This window comes from Pseudomonas sp. RT6P73, assembly GCF_054897715.1.
In genome coordinates this window covers 1,441,368-1,458,595 of record NZ_JBUBUV010000002.1, presented here as the reverse complement: position 1 = coordinate 1,458,595, position 17,228 = coordinate 1,441,368, and the positions used below count along the sequence as shown (strand labels likewise).

General features: G+C 58.0%; 16 protein-coding genes. 13 read left to right on the top strand and 3 right to left on the bottom strand.

Features of this window, described 5'->3' with window-relative positions; translation table 11 throughout:
* The first annotated feature begins 174 nt into the window (after window positions 1-174).
* Window positions 175-1,761: a hypothetical protein gene (locus tag ACYZT6_RS07195; RefSeq protein ID WP_462026295.1), complete on the top strand. Its 1,587-nt coding sequence runs from the start codon at window positions 175-177 to the stop codon at window positions 1,759-1,761.
* 281 nt (window positions 1,762-2,042) lie between these two features.
* Entirely contained in the window at window positions 2,043-3,719 is a 1,677-nt protein-coding gene (locus tag ACYZT6_RS07190; protein ID WP_462026294.1) for a hypothetical protein, read from the top strand.
* Window positions 3,720-3,874: 155 nt separating this feature from the next.
* On the opposite strand, the gene uraH is transcribed toward ACYZT6_RS07190, so the two are convergent.
* Window positions 3,875-4,228, bottom strand: a complete 354-nt coding sequence (gene uraH / locus ACYZT6_RS07185; RefSeq protein WP_123409019.1) for a hydroxyisourate hydrolase — start codon at window positions 4,226-4,228, stop codon at window positions 3,875-3,877.
* 420 nt (window positions 4,229-4,648) lie between these two features.
* Here uraH and puuE point away from each other — a divergent pair, with 420 nt between their 5' ends.
* The 8 genes from puuE (at window position 4,649) to ACYZT6_RS07145 (ending at window position 12,739) form a co-directional block, all read left to right on the top strand.
* A complete protein-coding gene (gene puuE / locus ACYZT6_RS07180; RefSeq protein WP_462026293.1) occupies window positions 4,649-5,575 on the top strand; it encodes an allantoinase PuuE in 927 nt (308 codons plus the stop codon).
* The gene (gene uraD / locus ACYZT6_RS07175; RefSeq protein WP_462026292.1) at window positions 5,572-6,087 is read left to right on the top strand and encodes a 2-oxo-4-hydroxy-4-carboxy-5-ureidoimidazoline decarboxylase; all 516 of its coding nucleotides are present in this window, start codon (window positions 5,572-5,574) and stop codon (window positions 6,085-6,087) included. Before puuE ends, uraD begins: the two co-directional genes overlap by 4 nt.
* A gap of 88 nt (window positions 6,088-6,175) precedes the next feature.
* The gene (gene alc, locus ACYZT6_RS07170) at window positions 6,176-7,171 is read left to right on the top strand and encodes an allantoicase (protein WP_462026291.1); all 996 of its coding nucleotides are present in this window, start codon (window positions 6,176-6,178) and stop codon (window positions 7,169-7,171) included.
* A gap of 121 nt (window positions 7,172-7,292) precedes the next feature.
* Window positions 7,293-7,796: an ureidoglycolate lyase gene (locus ACYZT6_RS07165; protein ID WP_109628737.1), complete on the top strand. Its 504-nt coding sequence runs from the start codon at window positions 7,293-7,295 to the stop codon at window positions 7,794-7,796.
* 50 nt (window positions 7,797-7,846) lie between these two features.
* Window positions 7,847-9,139, top strand: a complete 1,293-nt coding sequence (locus ACYZT6_RS07160) for a urate hydroxylase PuuD (RefSeq protein WP_462026290.1) — start codon at window positions 7,847-7,849, stop codon at window positions 9,137-9,139.
* 141 nt (window positions 9,140-9,280) lie between these two features.
* Window positions 9,281-10,639 (top strand): nucleobase:cation symporter-2 family protein, encoded by a 1,359-nt coding sequence (locus tag ACYZT6_RS07155; protein ID WP_462026289.1) that lies wholly within the window; start codon window positions 9,281-9,283, stop codon window positions 10,637-10,639.
* A 153-nt stretch (window positions 10,640-10,792) separates the two neighbouring features.
* Window positions 10,793-11,578 (top strand): outer membrane protein OmpK, encoded by a 786-nt coding sequence (locus tag ACYZT6_RS07150; protein WP_462026288.1) that lies wholly within the window; start codon window positions 10,793-10,795, stop codon window positions 11,576-11,578.
* A 375-nt stretch (window positions 11,579-11,953) separates the two neighbouring features.
* Window positions 11,954-12,739 carry an outer membrane protein OmpK gene (locus ACYZT6_RS07145; protein ID WP_462026287.1) on the top strand — a complete coding sequence of 262 codons (786 nt, stop codon included), beginning with the start codon at window positions 11,954-11,956 and terminating at the stop codon, window positions 12,737-12,739.
* A gap of 115 nt (window positions 12,740-12,854) precedes the next feature.
* Here ACYZT6_RS07145 and ACYZT6_RS07140 read toward each other — a convergent pair whose 3' ends face one another.
* Both ACYZT6_RS07140 and ACYZT6_RS07135 read right to left on the bottom strand, forming a co-directional pair.
* On the bottom strand, window positions 12,855-14,027 hold the full coding sequence (locus tag ACYZT6_RS07140; protein WP_462026286.1) for a patatin-like phospholipase family protein: 1,173 nt from the start codon (window positions 14,025-14,027) through the stop codon (window positions 12,855-12,857).
* Between the two features lie 35 nt (window positions 14,028-14,062).
* Window positions 14,063-14,995: a lipid A biosynthesis lauroyl acyltransferase gene (locus ACYZT6_RS07135; RefSeq protein WP_462026285.1), complete on the bottom strand. Its 933-nt coding sequence runs from the start codon at window positions 14,993-14,995 to the stop codon at window positions 14,063-14,065.
* 118 nt (window positions 14,996-15,113) lie between these two features.
* Between ACYZT6_RS07135 and minC the strand changes: the two genes are divergently transcribed.
* From minC to minE, 3 genes are all read left to right on the top strand, one after another.
* A complete protein-coding gene (gene minC, locus ACYZT6_RS07130) occupies window positions 15,114-15,851 on the top strand; it encodes a septum site-determining protein MinC (RefSeq protein WP_461957906.1) in 738 nt (245 codons plus the stop codon).
* Between the two features lie 191 nt (window positions 15,852-16,042).
* Window positions 16,043-16,855 (top strand): septum site-determining protein MinD, encoded by an 813-nt coding sequence (gene minD / locus ACYZT6_RS07125; protein ID WP_129436963.1) that lies wholly within the window; start codon window positions 16,043-16,045, stop codon window positions 16,853-16,855.
* Entirely contained in the window at window positions 16,855-17,109 is a 255-nt protein-coding gene (gene minE, locus ACYZT6_RS07120) for a cell division topological specificity factor MinE (RefSeq protein ID WP_007898843.1), read from the top strand. Before minD ends, minE begins: the two co-directional genes overlap by 1 nt.
* Window positions 17,110-17,228: the final 119 nt, after the last annotated feature.

Below are 17,228 nucleotides of genomic sequence, written 5' to 3'. Positions count from 1 at the left end.
ACGGGCATTCCAACCCCCGCTACATCGGCAGGCAACATGCCTGATCAACGACCCGTTGTTGTTACTAACATGCCTGTGCGCACCTCCGCCCCCTTCGCGCAGCCCGATAATCTGGTGTCCTGGCCCCGTGAACACGTTGATCAACTGATTCGAATCGCAGACACGGGGCTCTTCATGAGCAAGGAGCAAGCGTTGTATGCCGATATTGAAAAAGCCGGCATTGGCAGAGTGGAAACCAACGCAAATGGAGATTACCGAGTCCATTTTCCTTTTGCGCCTGAGCATCCGGATCCAGTCCTGAGAAAAGTCAAAGACAAGCCCTTATGGCAACCCTTGCCGTCCACTCCAGACTTGCGAGCATGGGTTTCAAGCGTGACCGCTCCGGCAATCGTTGCGCCTGTCCATATCATTAAGAATCCGGTCGTTATTAATAAACTACCGGCCGCCAACGAGCTCGGAATACGCTGGCACAACCTGCGAAGTTATGTCGATTTGATATTCGAGGGCACCGTTCAAGTCGGCAAAAACACGAATGGCGATTACCAGGCGACCTTCGGCCAGGAATGGACGCCGTCCGGCCCCGTACTCGAGAGGATTGAACTGACACCGTTCTGGCGCCGCAAAACCCCAACGGCTGCAGTCACGGAAACCGACAATCTGTCCGTTCATCAACCGTCATCAGTCAACGAACAGGCCGAACCGGGCCCGAGCAAGCGTCAGCGCCTTGAGGAAAACGAAGAGCAGACAGGCGCAAGCGCACCGGCAGAGCAGATTATCACTCTCTATCCAACCCACCCGGCCAATGCAAACCCGTACCTGTGGATATCATGGGGCAAGGTCAACAAACCCGTTGCCAATGAATTCATTCAGATTGGCGAACTTCATTATCAAACTGTACCCGAGGGGAACACAGCACCACGAGTCGTGAACTACCTTCAGCATCCCGAGTTCCCACCCTCTCGCTTCGACATGTTCGAACAGATGCTGCACTCCAAACCATGGTTGCAACCTGTTCCGGCCGTTCTGAATAGCGATGGCAAATGGACAGTGAACAGTAGTCGTCGCCTGTTTCAAAAACCGATGACGCAATCCGTTGTGGAGGTGTTCCCGGATTTTTCACCGGTCACAGCGCGTGCTGTTGCCAAGCGGTTATTTGAACATTCGGGGAATTCCGAAGTGATCGCCCGTGATGGCTTGTATACCACCGCACTTACCCTTGATCACTGGAAGGAACGGGCAGGCATCTTTGATGCGCGATTCGAGAACCCGATTGATTTACTGCCTGTCGCTTCACGCGTGGACCCCGAAGGAATAGTTATTTCCATGGTGCCTCCTACCTTTGGCGAGCCGTTGCGCAGGCTTGACTTCCTCCCAAGACATTTCCAGATGGAATGGGACAACTTTGTCTCTAATCGCTCTGACTACAACCTCAAACGTTTAGTCAGCACGGTGTTGATCCGCAGCGGATACGAAGTGTTTCCCTTATTGCATGAGCACCGAAGTCCCAAGCTGGTCTTCAAACGTGCAGATCACGACAAGGTTTATTTTCTGAAGCTCGGAATTGCAGAGAGAAATGCAATCAGAACAAACCCTTCTCCCGCACCGGAACTTGCCGACCCTTCATTAGTTTCACAGGTGGGCAATCATGCCCTGCAAGCACTTGTGACCGCCAACCAGCAGAACAACGTTGGATGGCTACTAGGCGGGGTTCAAACATCCCCAACAGGATGGAGCTCCGTTTTTATTATCAGAGAGCGTTGATACCGGTCATTTTCATTTACCGGCTTCACCTTGAAGTTACAAACAAATAAAACTATTCAGGAATATGACCCATGGCCAGACCACCAAAAAGAACTTCAACCTCTACTACACCTGACACTTCGGCGACACCTTCAAGGCCTTCGTCAGGAGAAAATCGGGTACGGGGCGATCACACTGCAACAGTCGGCCGACCTCTGGGAGACGGAGCGCCTGTTTCCGACACGAATATATCAAGTACGTCACCCGATATCGTCCCTCGTCAGCCTATCGTCGTCACCAACATGCCGGTTAACGCTACAAGCGCCGCCGAGATTGCTGCCAATATGATTTCCTGGCCTCGAAGCGAGGTGGATCAACTCTTCAGGATCGACGAAACCGGGCTTTTCATGAGTAGCCGACAACAGCTTTACGCTGATATTGGACCGGAAGGTATTTATATGATCAGAGCAAACGCGAAAGGCGATTACCAAGTCCCCTTCCCTTTTGCGCGTGGCCAGGCAGGGCCGATCCTCAGAAAAATTCCTGGCCAGCCCCAGTGGAGAATCGTCCGGGAGGGCCTGGTTCCGACGGTAACTGCACCGACGAGGCCGGAAACACTGGAGATCATTCCCCGACATTTAGCCGACAAGCTGACCCAACCCGATGCAAACGGCATCCGCTACGACAAGCTGAAGAGAACCTATGTCGACCTGGCGGAAGAAGGCGCCATCATGGTCCGCAAAAATGCAGACGGGGACTATCAGGCGACCTCAGCGATCGAATTGATCCCTTCGGGCCCGGTTCTCGAAAGCATTGAAGGAATGACGCTATGGCAACGTAAAGCCCCCATCAACCCAGGCTCAGGCGAAAGCCCCAAAATGGCCGGCCATCAGCCGCCACCAGACGCTGAAGATGCCGGTCCCGGCGCAAGCAAGCGCCCTCGCCGGGATGAAAATGTCGATGCTCCCGAGGCAGTTACCCACCCTAATGCTGCCAACTTGAATAGAAACCCCTATTTGTGGGCATCCTGGGGCAAAACGACCCAACCTGACTCGGTGGAATCCGTACAGATTGGCCAGCTCCATTACCACATCGTGCCAAAGGGGCCGCTGGCCGATCAGCTACCCATCGTTTTCCTTCAACACCCGGAATTTGCGCCCTCCCGCTTCGAGATTTTCGAACGCATGTTGCACGAAGCACCTTCGTTGCAGCCTGTAGCCACCAGCCACCACGCCGGCACGAATACTCGCAAAGTTGACGGTGCAATTCGTCTCTTCGAGAAAACACTCACACACCATGTCGCGGATGCATTCAGGGGTTTCACCGAGCCCACAGCCCGTGCCGTTGCCAAGCGATTATTTGAGCTTTCCAGCGGATCGGAGGAAATAAACGGCAGCGGTCTCGCCCGCATGATGCAAACCTTTCGCCACTGGGAAGGCAAATCGACCACCGGCGTGCCTGGGCTCGGCGACCCGCTGGATATATTGCCTGTCGCTTTCGGCAGTGAAGGTCCCCGGAGGATAGTCCCTTTGCACGCTCCGGACTCCCAGGTGCCCTTACAGCAATTGAACTTCAAACCCGAGAGTGCTCCGGCCTGGCAGCTTTACACAGAGCGGCCTAACGAACCGGGCCGACTTCCATTACTGCTCGCCTCGATACTGGGTCACAGCAACTACAATGTCTTCCTTCCTGCAAACGTGGACAACCTCAAACTCCCCCCACCAACGCTGGTATTTAACAGACCCAATCACAAAAAGGTCTATTTTCTGAAACTGGGGCGTGTGGAGACTGACGCAATTGAAATCAAGCCACCGCGCGTCCCGGAACTCGCAGACCCTTCGCTGAGAGCACGAATTGGCACCGAAGCTCACCAATTACTGCTAGCCGCTGACGCGCGTGGCGATGTGGTATGGCTCATGGGCGGCGTCCAGCACCTGCCCGGTGGAAGTCCTTCTATTTTCATCATCAAGGAACGCTGACAGAGAAACGTGTACACCTCGCCGCCCGCTGGCGAGGTGCAACCCAACGCACTGGCTCAAACTCGAAGCAAAAAAAAGCCCGCAGTGTGAGCGGGCAAAAGACCAAAGAAGCTATATGCGCAGTCGCTTCCAGGTTGAGGCAGCTGCTTGGGGGATCAACTGCCGCGGTACGTGGAATAGCTGTACGGCGAAATCAGCAACGGCACATGGTAGTGATCCTGTTCCGCAGAGATGCCGAACCGCAGCACCACCACATCCAGGAACGCAGGTGTAGGCAGCTGAACGCCACGGGCGCGGTAGTAATCGCCCGCATGAAACTGAACCTGATAGACCCCGGAACGGTAGTCATCGCCTTGCAGCAGCGGTGCATCGACACGGCCGTCGCTGTTGGTGATCGCGCTGGCGACCAATTCCAGCTGCGAGCCTTCAACGCGGTACAACTCGACCTTGATCGAGCTGCCCGGGCAACCGTGTGCAGCGTCCAAAACGTGTGTAGTCAAACGTCCCATTGATTCTGCGCGTCTGCCTGCGCGGAGCAGTCAGACCTCGCGCCTCCCGAAGTCAGTTGAAAAGGAGACCGCACCGATTCGGAGCACGAAACGCTGCGGCGAGCGACTGATTAAGACACTTTTCAGAAAAATTGTACACAATAAAAACGACATTTTTCCAGCAAGCGTCACCATTCAAGGATTCCCGGCAAATCTGACGCCAAACCATATTATCAGCGGACCTTCCATCCATTAGCTGACCAACTGGGCAGGTTTCTTGCAATAACATGTGAAGATGACAGTTCATCAAAAATGCAAAAATTCAGGCTTACAAAGCGGATATAAAGTTGTATACAATCAGCCCATCGCTGTGACGCCAGCCTGTCTTCCCACTTCCAGGCACGCCACACAATCTGTCAACGAATAAGAAGGAAGACTGCAGTGAGCGCTGACTACCCACGCGACCTGATCGGTTACGGCAGTAACCCTCCTCACCCACACTGGCCGGGCAACGCCCGTATCGCCCTGTCGTTCGTGCTCAATTACGAAGAAGGCGGTGAGCGCAACATCCTGCACGGCGACAAAGAATCCGAAGCCTTCCTCTCGGAGATGGTCTCGGCGCAGCCGCTGCAGGGCGAACGCAACATGAGCATGGAATCCCTTTACGAGTATGGCAGCCGCGCCGGTGTCTGGCGGATTCTGAAACTGTTCAAGGAATTCGACATCCCGCTGACCATCTTCGCCGTGGCCATGGCCGCCCAGCGCCACCCGGACGTGATCCGCGCGATGGTCGATGCTGGCCACGAAATCTGCAGCCACGGCTACCGCTGGATCGACTATCAGTACATGGATGAAGCGCAGGAACGCGAGCACATGCTCGAAGCCATCCGCATCCTCACCGAAATCACCGGTGAACGCCCGTTGGGCTGGTACACCGGCCGCACCGGCCCGAATACCCGCCGGCTGGTGATGGAAGAAGGCGGTTTCCTCTACGACTGCGACACCTACGACGATGACCTGCCCTACTGGGAACCGAACAACCCGACCGGCAAGCCGCACCTGGTGATCCCGTACACACTGGACACCAACGACATGCGTTTCACCCAGGTCCAGGGTTTCAACAAGGGCGACGATTTCTTTGAATACCTGAAAGATGCGTTTGACGTGCTGTATGCCGAAGGCACCGAAGCACCGAAGATGCTGTCGATCGGCCTGCATTGCCGCCTGATCGGCCGTCCGGCGCGTCTGGCCTCGCTCAAACGCTTTATCGAATACGCTAAAAGTCATGAACAGGTGTGGTTCAGCCGTCGCGTCGACATCGCTCGCCACTGGCACGAAACCCACCCGTACCAAGGGGCCGCAAAATGAGCCGCTTTCAAACCCTGCAACCGTCGACCCTGAACCGCGACGCGTTTGTCGCTGCTTTCGCCGACATCTACGAACATTCGCCATGGGTGGCCGAAAAGGCCTTCGACCTGGGCCAGGACACCTCGATCGACGAGATCGAAACCCTGCACCAGCGCATGAGCGACATCCTGTTGAGCGCCGATCACGAAAGCCAACTGGCCCTGATCAACGCTCACCCGGACCTGGCCGGCAAAGCCGCCGTCCAGGGCCAACTAACCGAAGCCAGCACCAATGAACAGGCTGGCGCCGGTATTCACCAATGCACGGCCGAAGAGTTTTCTCGCTTCACCGAGCTGAACGACGCCTACAAAGCCAAGTTCAAGTTTCCCTTCATCATGGCGGTAAAAGGCAGCAACCGGCATCAGATCCTCGCGGCGTTCGAAACGCGCATTCACAATTTGGCGGATACCGAATTCAAATGCGCGCTGGCGGAGATCAACAAGATCGCCCTGTTCCGATTACTGACCCTATAGCGAGCCTGGCCCGAGTGCTTTAAAACGCGAAGAGTACCCAGGGCCCTGCAAGCATCCCAAGCCAACTTATTAAAGGCAGACAAGAAGAATGAAAGCTTACGCCGTACCTTTCGAGAAGTTCGTCAACCTGGCCGACGCCCGCCTGGGCACCAAAATCATCTCGGTCACCGATGACTGGTTCGCTGATGCCAACCGCCTGTTCCAGCCGACCCCGGCTGTGTGGAAGGAGGGCGTGTTCGATGACAACGGCAAGTGGATGGACGGCTGGGAGTCGCGCCGCAAGCGCTTCGAAGGCTACGACAGCGCCGTGATCCGCCTGGGCGTACCGGGTTCGATCAAAGGCGTGGACATCGACACTTCATTCTTCACCGGCAACTTCCCGCCATCGGCTTCCCTGGAAGCCTGCTTCCTGGCCTCCGGCGAGCCGGACGAAAACACCCTGTGGACTGAAGTGCTGTCGGCCGTCGAGCTGCAAGGCAACAGCCACCACTACCACGAAATCAGCAACGACCAATCGTTCAGCCACTTGCGCTTCAACATCTATCCGGATGGTGGCGTGGCCCGTCTGCGTGTCTACGGCATTCCGTTCCGCGACTGGTCCGCTGTCGGCGACAACGAGCAAGTTGACCTGGCCGCAGCGCTCAACGGTGGCCGCGCCCTCGCCTGCTCCGACGAACACTTCGGGCGCATGAGCAACATCCTCAACCCGGGCCGTGGCATCAACATGGGCGACGGCTGGGAAACCGCGCGTCGTCGCACGCCGGGCAATGATTGGGTGATCGTGGCACTGGGGCATGCCGGCGAGATCGAGAAAGTCATCGTCGACACCCTGCACTTCAAGGGCAACTACCCGGACACGTGCTCAATCCAGGGCGCGTTCGTGAAGGGCGGCACCGACAGCCAGATCGAAACCCAATCGCTGTTCTGGCGCGAATTGCTGCCAGCGCAGAAACTGGAAATGCACGCCGAACACACCTTCGCCGAGCAGATCAAGGCGCTGGGTCCGATCACCCACATTCGCCTGAACGTGTTCCCGGATGGTGGTGTGAGCCGCCTGCGCGTTCTTGGCAAGGTCGCTAAGTAAGCGGTGAACCCAATCGCTAGCAGGCTAGCTCCCACAGGGGAATGCATTCCAAATGTGGGAGCTAGCCTGCTAGCGATAGCAATAGAACAAACAACACAGAACTCAAGGTAAGAAGACCAGCATGCGCACACTGACGATTGAACCGCTGACCAAAGAAGCCTTCGCCCCTTTCGGTGACGTGATCGAAACCGACGGCAGCGATCACTTCATGATCAACAACGGTTCGACCATGCGCTTTCACAAACTGGCAACGGTGCAAACCGCCACGCCAGAGGACAACGCGATCATCAGCATTTTCCGCGCCGACGCGCAGGACATGCCGCTGACCGTCTGCATGCTGGAGCGTCACCCGCTGGGCAGCCAGGCTTTCATTCCGCTGCTCGGCAACCCCTTTCTGATCGTGGTCGCGCCACTTGGCGATGAACCTGTATCAGGCTTGGTCCGCGCCTTCGTCACCAACGGCAGGCAGGGCATTAATTACCATCGCGGCGTTTGGCACCATCCGGTGCTGACGATCGAAAAGCGGGATGACTTCCTGGTGGTTGATCGCAGTGGCACAGGCAATAACTGCGATGAGCATTTTTTCAAAGAGGATGAGCGTTTGATCCTTGCCCCCCACCAATAAGAGAAGGTCTGATCACTCGACAACAGAGTGACAGGCGAGAGGTAAAGACTGTGGAAGCACATCTGTTGGAATGGCTGAACCTGAGCGTGCGCTGGGTTCACATGATTACTGGCGTGGCCTGGATCGGTGCGTCGTTCTATTTCGTCTGGCTGGAAAACAACCTCAATCGGGTCAACCCGAAAAGTGGTCTGGCGGGCGATCTGTGGGCGATCCACGGCGGCGGTATCTATCACCTGGAAAAATACAAACTGGCTCCACCGACCATGCCGGACAACCTGCACTGGTTCAAATGGGAAGCCTACTTCACCTGGCTGTCGGGGATCGCGCTGCTATGCGTGGTGTTCTACTCCAACCCGACGCTGTACCTGCTGGCACCCGGCAGCAGCCTGACCGGCCCTGAAGGGGTCGCACTGGGCATTGCCTCGTTGTTCGTCGGCTGGTTCGTCTACTCCTTCCTCTGCGACTCGGCCCTGGGCAAACGCCCTGCCCTGCTCGGTTTCATCCTGTTCGTGCTGATCATTGGCGCCGCTTACGGCTTCAGCAAAGTGTTCAGCGGTCGTGGTGCGTACCTGCACGTCGGCGCGATCATCGGCACCATCATGGTCGGCAACGTGTTCCGCATCATCATGCCGGCGCAGCGCGCACTGGTGGCGGCGATTGCAGAGAACCGCACACCGGATCCGGCGCTGCCGGCCAAAGGCCTGTTGCGTTCGCGGCACAACAACTACTTCACCTTGCCGGTGCTGTTCATCATGATCAGCAACCACTTCCCGAGCACCTACGGCAGCCAATACAACTGGCTGATCCTGGCCGGGATCGCGGTGCTGGCGGTGTTGGTGCGTCACTACTTCAACACCCGTCACGACAGCCACAAATTTGCCTGGACCCTGCCCGTCGCCGCCGTTGGCATGATCTGCCTGGCTTACGTGACCGGTCCGGCGCAAATGCCAAGTGCACCTGAAGTGGCCAAGGCTCCTGGCACCATCGAGTACGAGCCGTTGCCGGAAACCGCCGTCGGTGGCGGTGCCAAACCTGCCGCTGCGAAACCTGCTGAAGCACCGGTTCAGGCGTCGAACGCCGGCCCGAGTTTCGACAAGGTGCACAGCGTGATCCAGGAACGCTGCTCGGTCTGCCATTCGGCCAAACCGACCAGCCCGCTGTTCAGCGCCGCACCGGGCGGTGTGATGTTCGACACCCCCGAGCAGATCCGCCAGAACGCGGCGCGCATCCAGGCTCAAGCCGTCACCACCCAGATCATGCCACTGGGCAACATCACCCAGATGACCCAGCAGGAACGTGACCTGATCGGCGCGTGGATTGTTCAGGGAGCTCCCACCAACTAACCGTTGAAAAGCTTCGCGGGCAAGCCTCGCTCCTACAGGATTTGTGTTGACCTTGTAGGAGCGAGGCTTGCCCGCGAACGGCCGCGCCGCGGTCAACCCTGATGCAAAAATCACAAGAATAAAAAAGATCCGAGGTGTTGCATGTCCGAGCTATCCGAAGCGCGCATCCCCGACGCACCCGCTATTCAGCGTTTGCCCCTTTTGCAACTGATCCTGGTGGGTCTGCAACACGTTCTGCTGATGTACGGCGGAGCCATCGCGGTGCCGCTGATCATCGGGCAGGCCGCCGGCCTGAGTCGTGAAGAAATCGCCTTCCTGATCAACGCCGACCTGCTGGTGGCCGGGATCGCCACCATCGTGCAATCGCTCGGTATCGGCCCGATGGGCATCCGTATGCCGGTGATGATGGGCGCCAGTTTCGCTGCGGTCGGCAGCATGGTCGCCATGGCCGGCATGCCGGGTATCGGCCTGCAAGGGATCTTCGGCGCGACCATCGCTGCCGGTTTCTTCGGCATGATCATCGCCCCGTTCATGTCCAAAGTCGTACGCTTCTTCCCGCCACTGGTGACCGGCACGGTCATCACCTCGATCGGTTTGTCGCTGTTCCCCGTGGCCGTCAACTGGGCAGGCGGCGGTGCTGGCGCCACTCAATTCGGTTCGCCGATTTACCTGGCCATCGCCGCGCTGGTGTTGGCTACCATCCTGTTGGTCCACCGCTTCATGCGCGGGTTCTGGGTCAATATTTCAGTGCTGATCGGCATGTGCCTGGGCTACGTGATTTGCGGGCTGATCGGCATGGTCGACCTCAGCGGCATGGCTCAGGCGCCCTGGGTGCAGATCGTCACCCCGCTGCATTTCGGCATGCCAAAATTTGAACTCGCACCGATCCTTTCCATGTGCCTGGTGGTCGTGATTATCTTCGTCGAGTCCACCGGGATGTTCCTCGCGCTGGGCAAAATCACCGGCCAGGAAGTCTGCCCACGCATGCTGCGCCGCGGCTTGCTCTGTGATGCCGGCGCCTCGTTCTTCGCCGGTTTCTTCAACACCTTCACCCACTCTTCGTTCGCGCAGAACATCGGCCTGGTGCAGATGACTGGCGTGCGTTGCCGCTCGGTGACCATCGTCGCCGGTGGTTTGCTGGTGGTGCTGAGCCTGTTGCCGAAAGCGGCGTTTCTGGTGGCGTCGATCCCGCCAGCGGTACTGGGCGGCGCGGCGATTGCGATGTTCGGCATGGTGGCCGCGACCGGGATCAAGATTCTTCAGGAAGCCGACATCGGCGACCGTCGCAACCAGTTGCTGGTGGCGGTGAGCATCGGCATGGGCCTGATTCCGGTAGTGCGCCCGGAGTTCTTCGCGCACCTGCCGTTGTGGATGAGTCCGATCACCCACAGCGGCATTGCAATGGCGACGTTGAGTGCGCTGTCGCTGAATTTGCTGTTCAACATTCTTGGCGGCCGCGAACGCGCGGCGATCAACGACTGCCACGCACACCCCCACTAAGACAGAACGCAAACCCTGTAGGAGCCGGCTTGCTGGCGAAGCGGTGGGTCAGACGACATCAATGTTGGATGTTCTGACCTCATCGCCAGCAAGCCGCTCCTACAGGGTAGGGATACCTGCGCCTTGAAAAATAAAAACAAGAGGGAGCAACAGATGATTCGGACACAGAAAAACATGCTGTTGGGCGGTAGTCTTCTGGCTGCAAGCCAAGCCTTGGCCGGCGATTTATTGCTGTGGCAGACCAACAGCCTGAGCTATCTGTATGGCAAGGATTTCGCGGTCAACCCGTCGATCCAGCAGACGATAACCTTTGAGCACGCCGACCGCTGGAAGTACGGCGACAACTTCCTGTTCGTCGACAGCAATTACTACAACGGCGAAAAAGACCGGAACAAAGGGGTTCACGCCTATTACGGCGAGTTCAGCCCTCGCCTCTCCTTCGGCAAAATCCTCGACCGGCGTTTCGAGTTCGGCCCGATCAAGGACGTGTTGCTGGCGATGACCTACGAGAATGGCGAGGACGACACCGAGGCCTACCTGATCGGCCCCGGTTTCGATCTCAAAGTTCCGGGCTTCAACTTTTTCACCTTGAACTTCTACTATCGCCAGACCGAAGGCTCGCGCTCCGGCGATGACGTCTGGCAGATCACGCCGGCCTGGTCCTACAGCCTGCCATTGGGCAACTCGAGCCTGTTGATCGACGGCTACATCGACTGGGTCGTGGATAACGACCAGAACTCACAGGGCACCTACCACGCCAACCTGCATATCAACCCGCAGATAAAGTACGACCTGGGTAAAGCCATGGGCTGGCGGGAGAAACAGGTTTACGTCGGCGTCGAGTACAGCTACTGGAAAGACAAGTACGGCATTGAAAACAACGGCAACTTCGACACCAATGAAAACACCACCAGCCTGCTGGTAAAGGTGCACTTTTAAGATGGCCCGCAACCGTGCTCCACACCTGTCGTCGGTGCGCTGTTGCGGGGCACTTGAGACATGGCCAAGGAGTCAGTATTCTCCGCGGCCGCCTGAATCCGCTTTAAAAAAAAGCCCGGATTTAATTCCTGACCAGAAAGCCAACTTATCCCGGCTCTGCACGGTACCAAGGCACTCCAAAACCCCTCTCAATCGACTGTTCTTGAGCAGCCGAGCGGGAGTTTTTTGGCTTTTCGAAAGCCTTGGCTCAGCTCTTGCTAACAGCATTAAAGCTGACCGGATGGATGAATTTTTACAGCTACAGAAAAAGGCGCCACACCAGAGCGTCGACCTTAGAAAAATAACGTGGAACACCTACTTTTTGGGAGCAACCGAATGAAACGTACGTGCACTAGCCTGATGCTGGCGGGATCGTTACTGGCCGGGGGCCAGGCAATGGCCGGCGACTTGCTGCAATGGCAGAACAACAGCCTGACTTACTTGTATGGCAAGGACTTCCAGGTCAACCCGCGCATTCAGCAGACGGTGACTTTCGAACACGCCGATGGCTGGAAATACGGTGACAACTTCTTCTTCATCGACAAGATCTTCTACAACGGCAAGGAAGACGCCTTCGCCGGTGAGAACACCTACTACGGCGAATTCAGTCCGCGCCTGTCGTTCGGCAAGATCTTCGACCAGAAACTCGAATTCGGCCCGATCAAAGACGTGCTGCTGGCCATGACGTATGAGTTCGGTGAAGACGATACCGAGTCCTACCTGATCGGTCCTGGTTTCGACCTGGCAATTCCAGGTTTCGACTACTTCCAGCTGAACTTCTACAACCGTCACACCGAAGGCGACCGTCCGGGTGATGATATCTGGCAAATCACACCGGTCTGGTCCTACACCATTCCCGTTGGCGATTCGAACATCCTGATCGACGGCTTCATGGACTGGGTGGTCGACAACGACGTCAACAAAAAAGGCGAATATCACGCCAACCTGCACTTCAATCCGCAGGTCAAATACGACCTGGGCAAGGCACTTAGCCTGGGCGAAAAGCAGTTGTACGTCGGTGTCGAGTATGACTACTGGAAAAACAAGTACGGCATCGAAGACAGCCAGGGGTTCAAGACAGATCAGAGCGTGACCAGCTTCCTGGTCAAGGTTCACTTCTGATCCGGCGGCGTCTGTAAGGACGCCATCGCTAGCAGGCTAGCTCCCACAGTTGATCTTCGTCGCGCGAATATCCCCTGTGGGAGCTAGCCTGCTAGCGATGGCAACGCCGCCGACCTCAGGCCGAAACCACAGACTCCTCCAACCCAAGAAACCGGCACAACTCCCCACGCTTGGCCAACGCATCCCGCCGCCCCAGATCAATCAATTCGCTGCAATACCCCGCCTCGAACAGCAGATAACTCAACACCCCCGCCCCACTCGTCTTGGTCGCCCCCGGCCCACGCAAAAACAGGCGCAACGCCGCCGGCAATTCCTGCCGATGCCGCGCTGCAATCTCATCGATCGGCTGACTCGGCGAAATCACCAACACTTCCACCGGTGCCACACCCAACGCGCGCGCCGGCGTGCCATCGGGCAGCAAGCGACTGAACTGATTCAGACGCTGCAACAACTCGATGTCACTTTCCAGGCTGTCAATGAACGTACTGTTGAGCATGTGCCCGCCGATCTGCGCCAGGGTCGGCTGCTGACCGGTGTAGGCGCGTTGCAGCGGCTGCTCTGGGTCAACCCCGCGCGGATTGCCGCTGACGCCCACCACCAGCACTCGGCTGGCGCCCAGGTGCAGGGCCGGGCTGATCGGTGCTGATTGGCGCACCGCGCCGTCGCCGAAATACTCTTCGCCGATTTTCACCGGCGCGAACAACAGCGGAATCGCTGAACTGGCCAGTAAATGATCGACGGTCAATTGCGTAGGGACGCCGATCCGTCGATGGCGCAACCAGGCATCGATGGTGCCGCCGCCCTGGTAGAACGTGACGGCCTGCCCGGATTCGTAACCGAACGCCGTGACCGCCACCGCCTGCAACTGCTTTTGGGCGATGGCCTCGGCGATGCCGTTCATGTGCAGTTTGTCGTTGAGCAATCCGCGCAGCGGCGAACTGTTGAGCAAGGCCACCGGAACCTGTGCCCCGATGCCCAGCAAACTGTGGCTGACAAAACGGCTGGCCTGGCTGATCACGCCAGGCCAGTCGCTGCGCAACACCAGATGACTGCGAAAGCCCTGCCAAAACGCGGTGAGGCGCTCGATCGCGCCACGAAAGTCCATCGCCCCGCTGGCGAGGCTGACCGCGTTGATCGCCCCGGCCGAGGTGCCGACAATCACCGGGAACGGGTTCGCAGCGCCCAGCGGCAGCAACTCGGCAATCGCCGCCAGCACGCCCACCTGATACGCCGCCCGAGCCCCGCCGCCGGAAAGAATCAACCCTGTTACCGGTTCAGCAGGACTCATCGCAACACTCCATGGTGCTTATAGGGATGGGTGACTCAGGCGCGTTTCTTGTACAACTTTGGCTCGCCCGGTGGACGGCTCTTGAAGCGGCGATGGGCCCAGAGGTATTGCTCCGGACACTCGCGCAGGGCGCCTTCGACCCACTGATTGATCCGCAGGCAATCAGCCTCTTCGGTCTCGCCGGGGAAACCTTCGAGCGGCGGGTGGATCATCAATCGATAACCGCTGCCGTCCGCCAGGCGCTCCTGGGTGAACGGCACCACCAGCGCCTTGCCCAGCCGGGCAAACTTGCTGGTGGCGGTGACCGTCGCGGCCTGAATCCCGAACAGCGGCACAAAAATGCTTTGCTTGGCGCCGTAGTCCTGATCCGGTGCGTACCAGATCGCCCGACCGGCCCGCAGCAGTTTGAGCATGCCGCGCACGTCGTCGCGCTCTACCGCCAGCGAATCGAGGTTGTGCCGCTCGCGGCCCCGGCGCTGGATGTAATCGAACAGCGGGTTCTTGTGTTCGCGGTACATGCCGTCGATGGTGTGCTGCTGTCCCAACAGCGCCGCGCCGATTTCCAGCGTGGTGAAATGCACCGCCATCAGGATCACGCCCTTGCCTTCGCGCTGGGCTTTTTTCAGATGTTCCAGCCCTTCGACATGGGCCAGCTTCGCCAGACGCTGACGCGACCACCACCAGCTCATGGCCATTTCAAAGAAAGCGATGCCGGTGGAGGCAAAGTTTTCCTTGAGCAGGCGCTTGCGCTCGGCAGCGGTTTTTTCAGGGAAACACAGCTCAAGATTGCGCTTGGCAATGCGCCGTCGGTCGCCGGCCAGCCGATACATCAGTGAACCGAGCAGGCGGCCGATGAACAGCAACGCCGGATACGGCAACTGAACAATCAGCCACAACAGCCCCAAGCCACACCACAGCGGCCAGAAACGCGGCATAAGAAATGTTTTTCGAAAACGCGGGCGATCCATTAAAGGTTCCGGAAAGACAATGGCCGCGCATTCTACATCGTTCGACCCGGCTTGCGGCTTGCGGGCGTTCTCGTTATAAGTCTCGGCACTTTTAGTGACAAGCCGTTGTATGCCGACCATGAGCCAAACCGAACCGCAAGACCAGGATCCCGTGTTCCAGTTGAAGGGCAGCATGCTCGCCATTACGGTGCTGGAGCTGGCCCGCAACGACCTCGAGAGCCTTGATCGGCAACTGGCCGCCAAGGTCGCCCAGGCGCCTAATTTCTTCAGCAACGCACCGCTGGTGCTGGCCCTGGACAAACTCCCGGCCAGCGAAGGCGCCGTCGATCTGCCGGGCCTGATGCGCGTGTGCCGCCAGCATGGCCTGCGCACCCTGGCGATCCGTGCCAGCCGCATCGAAGACATCGCGGCCGCCATTGCGGTCGATTTGCCGGTGCTGCCGCCGTCCGGCGCCCGTGAGCGCCCTTTGGACCCGCTCGAAGGCGTCGTCAAGAAAAAGCCGGAAAAACCGCCCGAGCCGACCATCAAACCGACGAAAATCATCACGTCGCCCGTACGGGGCGGCCAGCAGATTTATGCCCAGGGCTGCGATCTGGTGGTGATCTCCTCGGTCAGCCCGGGTGCGGAACTTCTCGCTGATGGGAACATCCATGTATACGGCCCGATGCGCGGTCGCGTGTTGGCCGGGGTCAAAGGCGACACGAAAGCCAGGATTTTCTGTCAGCAGATGAGCGCTGAACTGGTTTCCATCGCCGGTCACTACAAGGTTTCCGAGGATTTGCGTCGCGACCCTTTATGGGGCGCGGGCGTGCAAGTCAGCCTGTCAGGCGACGTGTTGAACATCATTCGGCTTTAACGGATACTGCCGCATTTTCCAAGCATCTCTAAAACGTAGCGAAAACGGCTCAAACGAAGTAGGAAAAAGGCCAAACGCAGTGTTTATCGCTGTTCTGGACCGGATTCCAGCCAAGGCTGTCCGACTGCAGTAGTTTTTCAAGAGATGTTTTTCAGGGGCTAAAAGTCCTTTTTCCTTAGGGGTGAAACACCTTGGCCAAGATTCTAGTGGTTACATCCGGCAAGGGTGGTGTGGGTAAGACCACCACCAGCGCCGCTATCGGTACCGGCCTCGCTCTGCGCGGCCACAAAACAGTTATCGTCGACTTCGACGTCGGTTTGCGTAACCTCGACCTGATCATGGGTTGCGAGCGCCGCGTGGTGTATGACTTCGTCAACGTGGTCAACGGCGAAGCCAACCTGCAACAAGCCCTGATCAAAGACAAACGCCTGGAAAACCTCTACGTCCTGGCCGCCAGTCAGACCCGCGACAAAGACGCGCTGACCGTGGAAGGCGTTGAAAAAGTCCTGATGGCGTTGAAAGAAGACTTCGAATACGTGGTCTGCGACTCCCCTGCCGGCATCGAGAAAGGCGCCCACCTGGCCATGTACTTCGCTGATGAAGCGATTATCGTGACCAACCCGGAAGTGTCCTCGGTACGTGACTCGGACCGCATGCTGGGCCTGCTGGCCAGCAAATCGCGCCGCGCCGAGAAAGGCGAAGACCCGATCAAGGAACACCTGCTGCTGACCCGCTACAATCCGCAACGTGTCAGCGATGGCGAGATGCTGGGCGTCGAAGACGTCAAGGAAATCCTGGCGGTCGCCCTGCTGGGTGTCATTCCGGAATCCCAAGCGGTACTCAAGGCTTCCAACTCGGGCGTGCCCGTGATTCTCGACGACCAGAGCGACGCCGGTCAGGCGTACAGCGATGCGGTCGATCGTCTGCTGGGCAAAACCGTGGAACATCGTTTTCTCGATGTGACGAAGAAAGGCTTCTTCGAGCGCCTGTTTGGAGGTAGATAATGAATCTTTTCGACTTCTTTCGTGCCAGCAAAAAGGTCAGCACCGCGTCGGTAGCGAAAGAGCGTCTACAGATCATCGTGGCGCATGAACGCGGCCAGCGCAGTACGCCGGACTACCTGCCAGCCTTGCAGAAGGAACTGGTGGAAGTGATCCGCAAGTACGTCAATATCGGGTCCGACGACGTGCACGTTGCGCTGGAAAACCAGGGCAGCTGCTCGATTCTGGAACTCAATATCACCCTGCCGGATCGCTAGTCGATCCAGCGGGAGCCACGGCGGCTCAGGCTCTTACGCATTGCGTAGGAGCGAAGCTTGCTCGCGAAGCAGGCAACTCGGTGTATCTGATAGACCGAGGTGATGCGTTCGCGAGCAAG